The organism is uncultured Mycobacterium sp. (assembly GCF_964249325.1).
In the GTDB taxonomy this organism is placed as follows: domain Bacteria; phylum Actinomycetota; class Actinomycetes; order Mycobacteriales; family Mycobacteriaceae; genus Mycobacterium.
Map to the genome: position 1 here is coordinate 1 of NZ_CAXUCH010000097.1, position 15,557 is coordinate 15,557.

Sequence of the window (15,557 nt, forward strand, 5' to 3'; positions counted from 1 at the left end):
GACCAGGTGATTCCAGCTGAAGGTCCGACATACCTCCACTACGTGTACCGAAAACTCGTCGAAACGGGATGCCAGCAGAACCAGCTCCTCGGTGGTGCGCGCCGAGCCGGACACCGGCCCCAGGTGCTCGCCGAACACCCAGGACACCAGCGTCAGCTGCTCTTTGCGGCAGATCGGGCACATCACCCGGCTGGGCTTCCCGTGGTATTTGGCGGCACGCAGCAGGTAGGGGTCGGCGTCACACACCTCGGAGACGCCGGTGCGTCCGGAGTACACCTCGGCCAGCAGTGAGCGGCGCCTCAGCGCGTAGTCCACCACCTGTCGCTGGAGTCGCATGGTGACCAGAGTACGTCCGCATGGCCGTTGTCGAGATGTTGCGTGGGATTCCCGGCACTGCGCAGCTGGGTCGGCGATTCTGCCGACGATGCGATTTGGCGTGGCGCTAGGAGGCGCTGACGTCGCCCAGCTGCGGCAGGAACGCCGACCGCGCGGGGCCGGCGGTCGTGCCGACGTCGGCGCCTTCTCCCAGCAGGCCGCGCCGGGCCAGGATCGGGCGTACCCCTTCGCCGAAGTTGTACGCCTCCTCCAGATGCGGATAGCCGGACAGGATGAAGTGGTCCAGGCCCAGTTCGGCGTATTCAGTGATCCGGTCGGCCACCTCCTGGTGCGAGCCGACCAATGCGGTGCCGGCGCCGCCGCGCACCAGGCCCACTCCCGACCACAGGTTCGGGTAGATCTCTAACGCCCTGGCGTCCACGCCCTGATCGAAAGCTGTTCCGCCGCCGTGTAATTGGCGCATTCTGCGCTGACCTTCGGATTCCGAGCGGGCCAGCGACTGTTGCGCAGCGGCCACAGTCTGAGGATCCAGCCCGCCCGGTAGCCGGTTCGCCTCGGCCCACGCCTGCTCACTGGTGTCGCGGGCGATCACGTGCAACCGGATTCCGTAGCTCAGTGTGCGACCGTGAGCCCTGGCCAAACCGTGGATCCAGTCGAGCTTCTCGCGGACCTGGCCGGGCGGTTCACCCCAGGTGAGGTAGGTGTCGGCGAACCGCGCCGCGACCTGGCCGGCGTGCGCCGAGGAGCCGCCGAAAAAGATGGGCGGCAAGGGATCTGGACGCCGGGCCAGCGCCGCCTGCTCCACCCGCAGGTGTTCTCCGGTGAAGGTCACCGGATCTGTGGATATCCACAGCTGCCGGACGATGTCGAGGAACTCAGCGCACCGGGCGTAGCGCTGCTGTTTGGTCAGAAAATCCCCGAACGCGCGCTGCTCGACGCTTTCACCGCCGGTGACCACATTCAGCAGCAGCCGCCCACCCGAATGCCACTGAAAGGTAACCGCCGTTTGGGCGGCCAGCGTGGGCCTAACGAGCCCCGGACGCAACGCCACCAGGAACTTCAACGACTCGGTAGCGTCGACCAGCATCGCGGTGGAGAGCCAAGCATCTTCACACCACAGACCGGTTGGGGTGAGCACCGCCTCGAAGCCGTTGACCTCGGTGGCGTGCGCCAGCTATGTCAGGTACTTCAAGTCCGGCCGGTCGCCGCGCATGGTGCTGCCGTGGCCGCCGGCGATCAGGTCGCGGGAACCCCCGTACGTGGGCAAGAACCACTGCAGATGTATTGACACGCGATCTAGTTATGCCGGGCGGGCGCCGCCGCCACCAGGCTTGCAACCACGCTGATTGGAAACCGCGGCATTCGGTGAGCGGGCCCGCCCTGCGACTCTTACGATCGTCGCCGTGGCGACGCGGCAAAGCCCGGCAACCCGGGCCAAGACAGCGACCGGGAGCAGACGTGCCGCGCGCTCGACGATGCGCTCACCGACGGCGAGCTGTCCACGGAAGAGCACCGGCAGCGAACCAGCGCGGCCACCAACGCCGTCACCCTCGGCGAGCTGCAGGTGCTGGTCGCCGACCTGCAGTCGCCGCCGGCCCGGTAAAACCTGCCGCACCCGCATCGGTGCCGAAGATCAGCGGCTGGGGTGTCATGGCAGCCGCGCTGGTGGTCGCGGTGTTGCTCGGCGTCGGCATCGGGTGGGGGCTCTACGGCCACACCGGCTCACCGTTGAGCTTCACGCCGATGGAGCGGATCCCGGAGCCAAGCCCGACGGCATCGCGCCGACCGTGCTGACGCCCAAGCAGCTGCAATCGCTGAGCGGCCTGACCGGCCTGATGGACCAGACCCGCAAGCGGTTCGGCGACACAATGGGCTTTCGGCTGGTCGTCTATCCCGAATACGCCGTGATGGACCGCGCCGACCCCAGCCAGGACCGCCGCCAGCTTAGCTACACCTACCGCGGCGGATGGGGCAACCCGAGCAGCTCACCGAAAACCAGTGAGGCCGTCGCCGTCGACCTGAGCCGGTTCGACCCCAAAGTGGTGATGGGCATCTTGCGGGGCGCGCCACAAACCTTGGGGATCAAACATGCCGACGTCAAGCCCCACGTATCTGATCGTGCAGCCCTCCCGAGATCCGCACGCCCGACGCAATGTCGCTATCGGCCTACGTCTCCACCGATTATGGGAGCGGTTACATCATGTTCGCCGGCGACGGCACGGTCAACCAGGTGTGCTACCCGTCCTGACCTTCGTCGGGCCTCAGCCCACGGTTGAACGCAGCGGGAACAGAAACTGGTGTGGTGGCAAATATATCGGGACGATAGTATTACCCGAGGCTGTGCCTCGATATGAAAGCGTCGTCACAAGCAGAGCAAAGGAGGTGACTCGATGCTGGAGCTGGCCATCCTCGGTCTCCTGCTCGAGTCCCCGATGCATGGCTACGAGTTGCGCAAGCGGCTGACGGGTTTACTCGGCGCCTTCCGAGCCTTCTCGTACGGCTCCTTGTACCCGGCGTTGCGGCGGATGCAGGCCGATGGCTTGATCGCCGAGAACGCCGCCCCAGCCGGGACGCCCGTACGGCGTGCCCGCCGGGTGTACCAGCTGACCGACGCCGGTCGGCGGCGCTTCGCGGAGCTGGTGGCCGACACCGGTCCGCATAACTACACCGACGACGGCTTCGGGGTTCACCTGGCCTTCTTCAACCGCACTCCAGCCGAGGCGCGGATGCGGATTCTGGAAGGCCGCCGTCGTCAAGTCGAGGAACGCCGAGAAGGTCTGCGTCAAGCTGTGGCGCGGGCCAGCAGTTCATTCGATCGCTATACCCGCCAGTTGCACCTACTCGGGCTGGAATCCAGTGAGCGCGAAGTCAAGTGGCTCAACGAGCTCATCGCCGCTGAGCGGGTGGCGCAAGGTCACGCCGAGCAGACCTAGATCCAGCCCGGCAACACGTCAATACCCACAAGTACAGGTAAGGAGAACGCCTTATGAGTGAGCACCAGCTTTCAGAGGCGCCAGAGGCGCAGACGGAGATCAGAGTCGCCATTGTCGGCGTCGGCAACTGCGCATCCTCGCTGGTGCAAGGCGTTCAGTATTACCAGGATGCCGACGAGACGTCGTCGGTGCCCGGCCTGATGCACGTGCGGTTTGGGCCTTACCACGTCCGCGACGTCAAGTTCGTCGCCGCGTTCGACGTCGACGCCAAGAAGGTGGGTTTCGACCTGTCCGAGGCGATCTTCGCCTCCGAGAACAACACCATCAAGATCGCCGACGTGCCGCCCACCGACGTAGTGGTGCAGCGCGGCCCGACTCTCGACGGCATCGGCAAGTACTACGCCGAAACCATAGAACTGTCCGATGTCGAGCCGGTCGACGTGGTCAAGGTGCTGCGCGATGCAGCGGTCGACGTGCTGGTGTCCTACCTGCCTGTGGGTTCGGATGAGGCCGATAAGTTCTACGCCCAGTGCGCAATCGACGCCGGTGTGGCATTCGTCAACGCGCTGCCGGTGTTCATCGCGTCGGATCCGGTGTGGGCCAAGAAGTTCACCGACGCCGGGGTGCCGATCGTCGGTGACGACATCAAGAGCCAGATCGGCGCCACCATCACCCACCGAGTGATGGCCAAGCTGTTCGAAGACCGGGGCGTGCAGCTGGACCGCACCATGCAGCTCAACGTCGGCGGCAACATGGACTTCCTCAACATGCTCGAACGCGAGCGGCTGGAGTCGAAGAAGATTTCCAAGACCCAGGCCGTCACCTCGAACCTGCAGCGTGAGTTCAGGACCAAAGACGTGCACATCGGCCCGTCCGACCACGTCGGCTGGCTCGACGACCGCAAGTGGGCGTACGTCCGGCTGGAAGGCCGCGCCTTCGGCGATGTGCCGCTGAACTTGGAGTACAAGCTCGAGGTGTGGGACTCGCCGAACTCGGCAGGTGTCATCATCGATGCGATCCGGGCCGCCAAGATCGCCAAGGACCGCGGGATCGGTGGTCCGGTGGTGGCTGCGTCGGCGTATCTGATGAAGAGCCCGCCGCAACAAATGCCCGACGACGTCGCGCGCGCCCGGCTCGAAGACTTCATCGCCGGCTAGGCGCCTCGATTGTCGAGACTGCGGTGACTGCGGGGTTTCGGGTCCGCGGCACGCTATGGGTACAGCCTGGGCGCGGTGTCCGCAGTCCCGGTGCGGTTCGTAAGGTCTGAGTCTGTGACCGAGCTCTCCGACGACGAACTCGCGGCGCTGCCTGAATTTGCGCTGCTCGCCGAAAACGCCGAACAGGCCGGCGTGGCTGGCTCATTACCGAGCGTGGAGCGCGTCGACGTCGGCGCGATCAGCGCCCTGCGCTGGGGCGAGCGCCCGCCGCGGATCGTGTTTCTGCACGGTGGCGGGCAGAACGCGCACACCTGGGACACCGTCATCATCGGCGTGGGGGAGCCGGCGCTGGCGGTGGACCTGCCCGGACACGGCCATTCGGCCTGGCGTGACGACGGCGACTACTCACCGCGGCGTAATGCCGCCACCCTGGCGCCGGTGCTGCGCGAGCTTGCTCCGGACGCCGAGCTGGTGGTGGGCATGTCGTTGGGCGGGCTGACCGCGATTGCGCTGGCCGCGGCGGCGCCCGGGCTGGTACGCGAACTGGTGCTGGTCGACGTCACCCCTTCGTCGTTGCAGCGGCACGCGGAGCTGACCGATGACCAGCGCGGCACGGTGGCGCTGATGCACGGCGAGCGGGAATTCCCCACTTTCGCGGCCATGCTGGAACAGGCGATCGCCGCAGCACCACATCGCGACGTGAAGTCCTTGCGCCGCGGGGTGTTCCACAACTCGCGCCGGCTCGACGACGGCCGCTGGACGTGGCGCTACCACGCGATGAGTACCCTTCCGGAGTTCGGCGGCCTCTGGGACGACGTGAGCGCCCTCTCCGCACCTATTACGTTGGTGCGCGGCGGCGCATCGGGCTTCGTCAGCGACGAAGACGCCGCCGAATTGAACCGTCGCGCAAGGGCTTTCCGTGGTGTACACGTCGTCGAGAACTCCGGGCACTCTGTGCAAAGCGACCAGCCACGCGCCTTAGTCGAGATCCTGCGCGGAGTGCTGGCGAAGTAGGTGCCTACCGTGGTCATATGACCTCTCCCGTCCGCATCGGCGTGCAACTGCAGCCCCAGCACGCCCCGCAATACCGCATCATCCGCGACGCGGTCCAACGCTGTGAGGACATCGGCGTCGACGTCGCGTTCAACTGGGACCACTTCTTCCCGCTCTACGGCGACCCCGACGGCGCCCACTTCGTATGCTGGACGATGCTCGGTGCCTGGGCCGAGCATACGTCGCGCATCGAAATCGGTGGGCTGGTCAACTGCAACTCCTACCGCAATCCGGAGTTGCTCGCCGACATGGCCCGCACCGTCGATCACATCAGCGGCGGCCGCTTGATTCTTGGCATCGGATCGGGCTGGAAAAAGAAGGATTACGACGAATACGGCTACGAATTCGGCACCGCCGCGAGTCGGCTCGACGTTCTGGGCGCTGCCCTGCCCCGCATCAAATCCCGTCTGGCCAAACTTAATCCGGCGCCTACCCGCGACATCCCGATCCTCATCGGCGGGCAAGGCGAGAAAAAGACGTTGCGGCTGGTCGCCGAATACGCCGACATGTGGCACAGCTTCGCCAGCCGCGACACCTACCCGGCCAAGGCGGCGGTGCTGGCCGACCACTGTGCGGCCGTCGGCCGCGATCCCGACGACATCGAACACTCCGCCGCCGTCGGCGGCGAGACGGGGGCCCGTGGCGGTGACGCGCTGATCGCCGAAGCCGAGGCGCTCACCAGTCTGGGCGTGACACTCCTGACGGTCGGCTCCTCTGGTCCCGACTACGACCTCAGCGCAGCGGAGATGTTGTGCCGTTGGCGCGACAGCCGCTAGCGGCTCGGTCGGGCGAAAGGGACCGTAAAGGTGTGGTCCGTGAGAAGCTACAGCGCGTATCTACTGGGCAAGCCGGGAGACGCCGATGCCAAAGAAGTACGGGGTCAAAGAAAAAGACCTGGTCGTCTCCCACATCCTCAACCTGGTGTTGACCGGTAAGCTGCGCACCGGCGACCGCGTCGACCGCAACGAAATCGCCAAGGACCTCGGGATCAGCCGCGTCCCCATCCAGGAGGCGCTTGTCCAGCTCGAACACTACGGCATCTTGTCCACCCGGTATCACCGGGGCGCATTCATCGAGCGGTTTGACGAAGACACCGTGGCAGAACACCATGAGCTCTACGGAATGCTCAACGGGATCGCCTCTGCGCGCGCGGCGACCAACCCGACGCCGCGAGTGCTCGGTCAACTCGATGCCCTCCTGCGAACCCTGCGGGCCGCCAAAGAATCGCGCGCTTTCCTCGACGCCGCAGCGCAGTACCGCCGCACGGTCAACGACGAATACGCCGGGCCGCGGCTGCACGCCGCAATCAGGGCCACCCAGACCCTGATCCCGCGGGTGTTCTGGGCGACCTACCAGAACGGCCGCGACGAGCTGTTGCCCTTCTACGAAGACGAGACCGCGGCCATCCACCGGCGCGACCCAGGCGCGGCGCGGGCCGCATGCGTTGGCCGCGCCGACGTGATGGCCCGCGTGATGCTGGCCGAGCTGGTTCGACGGAGGGTGTTCGCCCCGTCCAACTGTGCGGGCACCGGTTCCCCTCACCCGGTCGCGTTGTGAGGGTGCGCCGGTCGTGGCCGAACGGCGCACCGGCCGATACGTTGCGGGTATGAGCGCGAACCCCAGCCGGCGCGGTCGATGCGGCGCGCGGGTGCTGGCACTGTGCACCGCGATGCTGCTGGTGGCCAGTCTCGGATCCGCCGCCCCGGCATCGGCCGACACCAACCAGTGCGCCCCGTCTGGCGCCGAAAACGCAATCGCGTTACCACGCAAGCTGGCCACGGCCAACCGTCCTCGCGAGGACAAGTACACGACCGCCACCGCTGAGCCGCTGTCATCGGTGGACATTGGCGCGCTGGGGCTCATCACCCCCGGCGCCCTGACGGTCGGCACGCTGTCGCAAGGCCCGCCGACGAGCTGCATCAACGGCGCCGGCCAGTACAGCGGTTTCGACAACGAGCTGCTGCGCGCCATCGCGGTGAAGCTGGGTTTGAAGGTGAACTTTGCCGGCACCGACTTCTCCGGATTACTCGCCCAGGTGGCGTCACGGCGATTCGATGTCGGCTCGGCGTCAATCACCGCCACCGACGCGCGCCGGCGCACCGTCGGGTTCACCAATGGCTATGACTTCGGGTACTTTTCGCTCATCGTTCCGCCGGGCTCGCCGATCACCGGATTCGACGACCTCAGCCGCAAGCAACGCATCGGGGTCGTTCAAGGCACGGTGGAGGATGCCTACGTCGTCGAGGCCTTGCATCTGCAGCCAGTGAAGTTCCCGGACTTCAACACCGTGTACGCCAGCCTGAAGAACCGCCAGATCGACGCCTGGGTGGCACCTGCCCTCGAGGCCCTCAACGCGATGCGCCCCGGCGACCCGGCAGTGGCCGTCGCGCATGCCTTCAGCCTCGGCAACTACGTGGCCTACGCGGTCGCCAAGGACAACCGGCCGCTGATCGCGGCAATGAACTCCGGGTTGGACGCCGTCATCGCCGACGGCACCTGGTCACAGCTGTACTCCGACTGGGTTCCCAGGCCGCTGCCGCCGGGCTGGAAACCGGGCTCGAAGGCCGCGCCCGAACCGCATCTGCCGCCGTTCGCCACAATCGCTGCGCGCCACCACCGCGCCGTCGAGGAGCCCGTCGCCGCCAAATCCACGCTTGTCCAGCTGCGGGACTCGTTCTTCGACTGGGACCTCTACAAACAGGCCATCCCGGTGCTGCTGAAGACGGGGCTGCCCAACACGCTGATCCTGACGGTGAGCGCAAGCCTGATCGGGTTGGTGGTCGGAATGATGCTGGCGGTCGCGGGGATCTCCCGCCTGCGCTGGCTGCGCTGGCCGGCAAGGGCATACACCGACATATTCCGCGGACTGCCCGAGGTGGTGATCATCCTGCTGATCGGCCTGGGCGTCGGGCCGCTGGTGGGCGGGCTGACCAACAACAATCCGTATCCGCTGGGAATCGCTGCGCTCGGGCTGACCGCCGCGGCATATGTCGGTGAGATTTTCCGCTCCGGTATCCAAAGCGTGGACTCCGGTCAGCTGGAGGCATCGCGGGCGTTGGGCTTCAGCTATCCGGCGGCGATGCGTTTGGTGGTGATCCCGCAAGGGATCCGGCGGGTGCTGCCGGCGTTGGTCAATCAGTTCATCGCGTTGCTGAAGGCTTCCGCGTTGGTGTACTTCCTCGGCCTGATCGCTGGGCAGCGCGAACTGTTCCAGGTTGGCCGCGACCTCAACGCCCAGACCGGCAGCCTGTCCCCGCTGGTGGCCGCCGGCATTTTCTATCTGGCGCTGACCATCCCGCTGACACACCTGGTGAACTTCATCGATGCCCGGCTTCGGCACGGCCGCGTTGTCGCCGAACCGCAGGACCCACTAAATCCGAGTGCGATATCCGCTCAGGAAATGACATGACCGAGCAGATCAAGCGTCCCGAGCCAGTGTCGTTGGCGGGCAAAGACATTCATCTTTCGTTCGGCCCGAACAGGGTTTTGCGCGGCGTGGACATCGACGTGCCGGCGGGCACTACGGTGGCGGTGATCGGGCCGTCGGGCTCGGGTAAGTCGACGTTGCTGCGCACTCTGAACCGTTTGTACGAGCCCGACCGCGGCGACATCCTGCTCGACGGCCGGTCTGTGCTGGGTGACAACCCGGATCGGTTGCGCCAGCGCATCGGCATGGTGTTCCAGCAGTTCAACCTGTTTCCCCACCGCAGTGTGCTCGACAACGTCATGCTGGCCCCGCGCAAGCTCCGGCGGCTGTCGGCCGACGCTGCCCGGGAGCTGGCGCTGGCGCAGCTGGACCGGGTCGGCATGAGACACAAGGCGGATGCGCGGCCGGGCACGCTGTCGGGCGGCCAGCAGCAACGGGTCGCGATCGCGCGTGCGTTGGCGATGGTGCCGCAGGTGATGTTCTTCGACGAGGCGACTTCGGCGCTGGACCCCGAGATGGTCAAGGATGTGTTGGCGCTGATCGCTGATCTGGGCGCCGAGGGTATGACGATGGTCGTTGTCACCCACGAAATGGGCTTCGCCCGCTCGGCTTCGGACACCGTTGTTTTCATGGATCACGGCAAAGTTGTGGAATCCGGGCCACCGGCGAAAATATTCGACGCCGCCGAAACCGATCGATTGCAGCGATTCTTATCTCAAGTACTTTGACGGTAAAAGCGATTTTTCGGTCTGCGTATGTCCCGTCAGGTTAGACTGGCGAATTATGGCGGAACGTGAAGTCAGCGCGCCGGAACTGACCGAGCTGGCCGAGGGCCTACACCGCGCGTTGTCCAAACTGTTCTCAATCCTGCGCCGCGGAGATCCCAATATGTCTACGACTGGCGATTTGACGCTCGCGCAATTGTCGATCCTGGTGACATTGCTTGATCGGGGCCCGATCCGGATGACCGACCTCGCCGCGCACGAACGGGTCCGCACCCCAACCACGACCGTGGCGATTCGCCGGCTGGAGAAGCTGGGGCTGGTTAAGCGCTCGCGCGATCCATCCGACCTGCGCGCGGTGCTGGTCGACATCACGCCCCGAGGGTTGGCTGTGCACCGTGAGTCGCTGGCCAATCGACATGCCGCTTTGGCCGCGATGCTCAGCCAGCTCAGCGAGTCGGAGCTGGACACGCTGACCAAAGCGCTGGCCCCGCTGGAGCGACTGGCCAGCAGCGAGCCGGCCAGTGCCGCGAGTGCCGCGGCTGCACGCGAATAGCCTGAAACTGAGTCCTATCAATAACATTCGTTTATGCAATGGTAGGCGTTGTGCCGTAGTTCATTGCCGCGGCGACGCTTTCAGCAGCGCGGCTTTTGGGCGGCTGTCGTGTAGCGATCGGATCAGCTCGGCTTAAGCTGGCTGGCATGGCCACTGCACTTATCACCGGCGCAAGCGGCGGTATCGGCTCGGCTATCGCCGAAGCGCTGGCCCAAACACATACTCTCCTGTTAGCCGGCCGGCCTTCGGAACGCCTGGACGCGGTCGCACAGCGGTTGCAGGCCACCACCTGGCCGCTAGACCTGACGGATACCGAAGCCATCCAGAACTCCACGCCCGACCTCGGCGAGCTTGACGTGTTGGTGCACAACGCCGGAGTGTCGATACCGGCCCATGTCGGTGATTCCAAAATTGAGGACTGGCGGGCGACCTTCGATGTCAACGTCTTTGGTGCAGTGGCACTTACCTTGGCGCTGCTGCCGGCGCTGCGGCGGACAAGCGGCCAGGTGGTATTCGTCAATTCGGGGTCCGGCCGCAAAGTGTCACCGGGTATGGCCTCGTATTCCGCCAGCAAGTTCGCGCTTCGCGCATTCGCCGACTCATTGCGCGACGACGAGGCAGGGCTGCGGGTCACCACGGTGTATCCGGGTCGGGTCGATACAGGCATGCAACGCGAGCTGGTCGCCTTCGAAGGCGGCGAATACAACCCGGCTCGGTTTCTACGGCCTGAAACCGTCGCCGGGGTGGTCGCCAACGTGGTCAACACGCCACCGGACGGTCATGTCCACGAGGTCGTCATCCGGCAGCGCTAACACGCTTTGCGCGAACAAACGCAAAAGCACCTTGCTTGACCGGAATTCGGGGGCTTTTGCGTCTGTTCGCCGTAATTAAACGACCAGGTTGACCAGCCGGCCGGGGACGACGATCACCTTCTTGGGCGTCGCGCCGGCCAGGAAAGCCTGCACTTTGTCATCGGCTAAAGCCGCCGCTTCCAGGATGTCGGCGTCAGCGTCGGCGGCGACGGTGACGTGGCCGCGCACTTTGCCGTTCACCTGCACCGGGTATTCGACCGTGTCCTCGACCAGGTAGTTGGGATCGGCCACCGGGAACGGGCCGTGCGCCAGCGATGTGGTGTGGCCCAGCCTCGACCACAGCTCCTCGGCTATGTGCGGGGCCAGCGGCGCAAGCATCAGCACCAACGGTTCCACGGCCGCTCGGGGCACGGAGTCGCGGTGCTGCTTGGTGAGGTGGTTGGTGTATTCGATCAGCTTCGCCACCGCAGTGTTATTGCGCAGTCCCGCATAGTCATCGGATACTCCGGCAATAGTGCGGTGCAGCAGCCGCAGCGTATTCTCGTCCAAGGCCGCATGACCCGCGACCCGAGTTTCGCCGGTGTGCTCGTCGATAACCAGCCGCCACACCCGTTGCAGGAATCGGTAGGCACCGATGACGTCTTTGGTCGCCCACGGACGTGACGCCTCCAGCGGGCCCATCGCCATCTCGTAGACCCGCAGCGTGTCGGCGCCGTAGTTATCACAGATCTCGTCGGGTGACACCGAATTCTTCAGGCTCTTACCGATTTTGCCGAATTCCTGGAAAACCTCGATCTCGCCGTCCGGCCCCGGGTAGAAGAACTTGTCGTCTCGTTCGATCACCTCGGCGGCCGGCACATACGATCCGCGTGCGTCGGTGTAGGCGAACGCCTGAATGTAGCCCTGGTTGACCAGCCGCCGGTACGGCTCGCATGAGCTGACATGGCCCAGGTCGTAGAGCACCTTGTGCCAGAACCGGGCGTACAGCAAGTGCAGCACTGCGTGCTCGACGCCCCCGACGTACAGGTCGACGCCGCCCGGGTCGTCCGGCCCGTGCTCAGCCGGCCGCGGTCCCATCCAGTAGGCCTCGTTCTCCTTGGCGCAGAACCGTTCTGAGTTGTGCGGATCGGTGTAGCGCAACTCATACCATGAACTACCAGCCCATTGCGGCATCACGTTGGTGTCGCGGGTGTAGGGCTTGAGCCCGTCACCGAGGTCCAGTTCCACGTGGACCCAGTCGGTTGCCTTGGCCAGCGGCGGGGACGGTTCGCTGTCGGCATCGTCGGGATCGAACTGCACCGGCGAATAGTCCGGTACGTCAGGCAGCTCTACCGGCAGCGCCGCCTCGTCCAGCGCGTGTGGACGTCCGTCGCTGTCGTAGACGATCGGGAACGGCTCGCCCCAATACCGTTGCCTGGCGAAAAGCCAGTCGCGCAGCTTGTATTCGATGCGGGCCCAGCCGCGGCCGTCGGCTTCTAGTCGACGGGTCATCGCCTCTTTGGCGGCGGACACGTCCATGCCGTTGAGGTAATCGGAATTGACCAGTATCCCGTCTCCGGTGTATGCGGACTCGGAAATATCGCCGCCGGCAATGACTTCCACAATCGGCAGCCCGAACTCGTGGGCGAATTCCCAGTCCCGCTGGTCGTGGGCGGGTACGGCCATGATCGCGCCGGTGCCGTATCCGACCAGGACGTAGTCGGCAATGAAGATCGGCACTTGCTCGCCGTTGGCCGGGTTCGTTGCATAGGTGCCGAGGAAGACACCGGTCTTCGCTTTGTTTTCCTGACGTTCCAAGTCTGACTTCGCCGCGATTGCGCGCCGGTAGGCCGCCACGGCGTCGGCGGGCGCGGCGGCGCCGAAGGTCCACTGCGGATCTACCCCTTCGGGCCACGTGGCGGCGGCCAAGCGGTCGACGAGCTCGTGTTCGGGGGCCAGCACCAGATAGGTGGCGCCGAACAGGGTGTCCGGCCGGGTGGTGAACACTTCGATGTCGACGGTTTCGCCGCCGGGTGTGTGCGCCGAGAACAGCGCCGCCGCACCGGTGGAGCGACCGATCCAGTTGCGCTGCATGGTCTTGACCTTGTCTGGCCATTCCAGCAGGTCGAGGTCGTCGAGCAAGCGATCTGCGTAGGCGGTGATCCGCATCATCCACTGCCGCAGCCGTTTACGGAACACCGGAAAGTTTCCACGGTCACTGCGACCGTCGGCAGTGACCTCTTCGTTGGCCAGCACGGTGCCCAGCCCGGGACACCAGTTCACCATTTCTTCCGATCGGTACACCAACCGGTGGCTGTCGATCACATCGGCACGCTCACCGGCCGCCAGCGTCGCCCAGTCGCGGCCGTCGTCAAGACGGCGCACACCGGAATCGAATTCAGCGACAAGTTCGGCGATCGGCCTGGCCTTGTTGGCGGCGGCGTCGAACCAGGCGTTGTAGATCTGAAGGAAGATCCACTGCGTCCAGTTGTAGAACTCGACGTCGGTTGTTGCGAAGCTGCGGCGGCTGTCGTGGCCGAAACCCAGCCGGCCCAATTGGCGCCGGAAATTTGTGATGTTCGCCTCAGTCCGGGTACGCGGGTGAGTACCGGTTTGCACCGCGTACTGCTCTGCGGGAAGCCCGAAAGCGTCAAACCCTAACGCGTGCAAGACGTTACGGTCGGTCATGCGGTGATAGCGGGCGTAGACGTCGGTGGCGATATAGCCCAGCGGGTGACCGACGTGCAATCCCTCCCCTGAGGGGTAGGGGAACATGTCCTGGACGAACAACTTGTCCTCGGGCACCGCCGAGCCGTCGCTTGGAGCCAGCGAGCCGACGGGGTTCGGCACGTGGAACGTGCCCATCCGTTCCCAATTGTCCTGCCAGATCCGCTCGATGCGGTCCGCCGACGCCGCGGTGTATCGGTACCGCGGAGCGTCGACGTCCACGTCCGGGGCCGCGGTGGTGCGGTCGTCCGTGGCGGGCGGGGATTCGGTCACGTCAACAGGGTATAAGGGCGCCCACGGGCGGCCCGCAGGCCACAGGTTGGTTTCGGTTGAATTGCGGTGCGATCAGAGCTTGGTTCCAGGTCGATTCCAGGCCTTCTCGCCCGCGCTGCGCGCTGGTTACAGTCAGCCCCTACTACCGCTGCTTGCCCGAGCGTTCGAAAGGATCGACGGACATGACGCAGACCGCTCACAGTTGGCGGGTAGTGGCAGGCGGTGTAGCCGTCGGCTTCGCCGCTGCTGTGGGCTTTGCCACTGCCACCGCATGCGCGGATCCCGTGCTGCCGCCGCGGCCTACACCGGCGCCGCCACCGGTTACCCAGAACGTCATCGGCGGCGTCGGCAACAGCGCCTCAGCCGCGTCCTTGCCGGTGGCGCCGAATCCGGCGTCGCCGTTGAGGCCGCCGATCGCCGCAGGGCCGGTGGCCGGGCTTATGCCGGTACAGCCGACACTGGTTCCGGCTACCTCCGGGACGCTGCGCGACTACCTGCAGTCCAAGGGAGTCAAACTCGAGCCGCAAAAGCCAGACGGCTTCAAGGCGCTCGATATCACCTTGCCGATGCCTGCGGGCTGGGCGCCGGTGCCCGACCCCAATGTCGCCGACCCATTCGTGGTGATCGCTAACCGGTCCGGCAGCAGCCTCTACACCTCCAACGCTCAAGTGGTGGTGTACAAGCTGATCGGCGACTTCGACCCCCGGGAGGCCATCACTCACGGCTTCGTCGATAGTCAACAACTGCCCGCCTGGCAGACCACGACCGCCTCGCTCGCCGATTTCGGCGGCTTCCCGTCGTCGATCATCGAAGGCACCTACCGGCAGAACGACATGACGCTCAACACCTCCCGGCGGCACGTCATCGCCACCTCCGGCACCGACAAGTACCTGGTCTCACTCGCGGTCACCACGGACGTCGCCCGGGCGGTGGCCGAGGCGCCGGCCACCGACGCGATCGTAAACGGATTCCGGGTGATCGCGCCCACGGCGGGCCCGCCGGCGGCGGCTAGCCCGGCCACGTTGCCGACGGCACCCGCTCTGGGGCGGTAGCTGACTGGGCCGGGGCGCTGCGCTCGGCTCGGTTGTGGTCGCATCGTATGGTGTGGCGATGCTTATCGCCGGTGTGCTGTGTGTGTGCGTCGCGGTTGCCGCCGCGGCCCTCGGGCTGTGGTCGATGTCTCGTCCTGCGACCGGCGATATCGCCGCGGCGCTGATGCGGGCGGTAGCTCCGCCGCAATTAGCGGCCGCGGTTATGTTGGGCAGCGGCGGCGCGGTGGCGCTGGGCGCCCCGCAACGGGCGGCGGTCGTGGTGATCATGTGCGTCGTCGGTGCCATCAGCACCCTGGCCGCCGGTTCATGGCAAGCCGCGCGGTATGCGCTGAACGGCCAGGCGGCGCAGGTCAAGTGCAGGCAACTGCGCGGGTTGCGCGGCGCTTGACTGCGTGGGGCCGCCTGGCCCGCCCGCCGGCGCCTCGTCGCCGCGCCGCTAAAGCCGCTGTCGCACTGCTCTTTTGGCATGGGGTTGTCGCCGGCAGGCTGAGCGGCCGGCCGGTGGCTCGCCGGCCAAGCCCGGTTAGTTG

General features: G+C 65.8%; 13 protein-coding genes and 2 pseudogenes. 12 read left to right on the forward strand and 3 right to left on the reverse strand.

The annotated features are described in order from the left end of the window. Together ACFE99_RS13645 and ACFE99_RS13650 are read right to left on the reverse strand one after the other, a co-directional pair. On the reverse strand, positions 1–336 hold a 336-nt coding region (locus tag ACFE99_RS13645), incomplete at its 3' end, for a DUF5318 family protein (RefSeq protein WP_375486092.1). Positions 337–442: 106 nt separating this feature from the next. Continuing rightward, positions 443–1,510, reverse strand: a complete 1,068-nt coding sequence (locus ACFE99_RS13650) for an LLM class flavin-dependent oxidoreductase (RefSeq protein WP_375486116.1) — start codon at positions 1,508–1,510, stop codon at positions 443–445. 261 nt (positions 1,511–1,771) lie between these two features. Here ACFE99_RS13650 and ACFE99_RS13655 point away from each other — a divergent pair. The 10 genes and pseudogenes from ACFE99_RS13655 to ACFE99_RS13700 all read left to right on the forward strand — a co-directional run. Continuing rightward, positions 1,772–2,584, forward strand: a pseudogene (locus ACFE99_RS13655) (DUF1707 domain-containing protein); the annotation flags it as partial. Between the two features lie 142 nt (positions 2,585–2,726). Beyond that, on the forward strand, positions 2,727–3,269 hold the full coding sequence (locus ACFE99_RS13660) for a PadR family transcriptional regulator (RefSeq protein ID WP_375486094.1): 543 nt from the start codon (positions 2,727–2,729) through the stop codon (positions 3,267–3,269). A gap of 53 nt (positions 3,270–3,322) precedes the next feature. Beyond that, entirely contained in the window at positions 3,323–4,426 is a 1,104-nt protein-coding gene (locus ACFE99_RS13665; protein WP_375486096.1) for an inositol-3-phosphate synthase, read from the forward strand. Between the two features lie 114 nt (positions 4,427–4,540). Beyond that, entirely contained in the window at positions 4,541–5,440 is a 900-nt protein-coding gene (locus ACFE99_RS13670) for an alpha/beta fold hydrolase (RefSeq protein ID WP_375486098.1), read from the forward strand. Between the two features lie 17 nt (positions 5,441–5,457). After that, positions 5,458–6,255 (forward strand): LLM class F420-dependent oxidoreductase, encoded by a 798-nt coding sequence (locus tag ACFE99_RS13675; protein WP_375486100.1) that lies wholly within the window; start codon positions 5,458–5,460, stop codon positions 6,253–6,255. 85 nt (positions 6,256–6,340) lie between these two features. After that, entirely contained in the window at positions 6,341–7,036 is a 696-nt protein-coding gene (locus ACFE99_RS13680; protein ID WP_375486102.1) for a GntR family transcriptional regulator, read from the forward strand. 49 nt (positions 7,037–7,085) lie between these two features. Continuing rightward, entirely contained in the window at positions 7,086–8,888 is a 1,803-nt protein-coding gene (locus ACFE99_RS13685; RefSeq protein ID WP_375486104.1) for an ABC transporter substrate-binding protein/permease, read from the forward strand. Next, positions 8,885–9,634, forward strand: a complete 750-nt coding sequence (locus ACFE99_RS13690) for an amino acid ABC transporter ATP-binding protein (RefSeq protein WP_375486106.1) — start codon at positions 8,885–8,887, stop codon at positions 9,632–9,634. Before ACFE99_RS13685 ends, ACFE99_RS13690 begins: the two co-directional genes overlap by 4 nt. 55 nt (positions 9,635–9,689) lie before the next feature. Further along, complete coding sequence (locus ACFE99_RS13695) at positions 9,690–10,184, forward strand: MarR family winged helix-turn-helix transcriptional regulator (protein ID WP_375486108.1); 495 nt, start codon at positions 9,690–9,692, stop codon at positions 10,182–10,184. A 146-nt stretch (positions 10,185–10,330) separates the two neighbouring features. After that, positions 10,331–10,996, forward strand: a complete 666-nt coding sequence (locus tag ACFE99_RS13700; protein ID WP_375486110.1) for an SDR family oxidoreductase — start codon at positions 10,331–10,333, stop codon at positions 10,994–10,996. A 75-nt stretch (positions 10,997–11,071) separates the two neighbouring features. Here ACFE99_RS13700 and leuS read toward each other — a convergent pair whose 3' ends face one another. Further along, positions 11,072–13,975, reverse strand: coding sequence for a leucine--tRNA ligase (gene leuS / locus ACFE99_RS13705; protein WP_375486112.1), 2,904 nt, complete (start codon positions 13,973–13,975; stop codon positions 11,072–11,074). Between the two features lie 182 nt (positions 13,976–14,157). On the opposite strand from leuS, the gene ACFE99_RS13710 reads away from it, so the two are divergent. Together ACFE99_RS13710 and ACFE99_RS13715 are read left to right on the forward strand one after the other, a co-directional pair. Then, a complete protein-coding gene (locus ACFE99_RS13710; RefSeq protein ID WP_375486114.1) occupies positions 14,158–15,027 on the forward strand; it encodes an LpqN/LpqT family lipoprotein in 870 nt (289 codons plus the stop codon). A 58-nt stretch (positions 15,028–15,085) separates the two neighbouring features. Next, a pseudogene (locus tag ACFE99_RS13715) lies at positions 15,086–15,467 on the forward strand (hypothetical protein). Positions 15,468–15,557 lie beyond the last annotated feature (90 nt).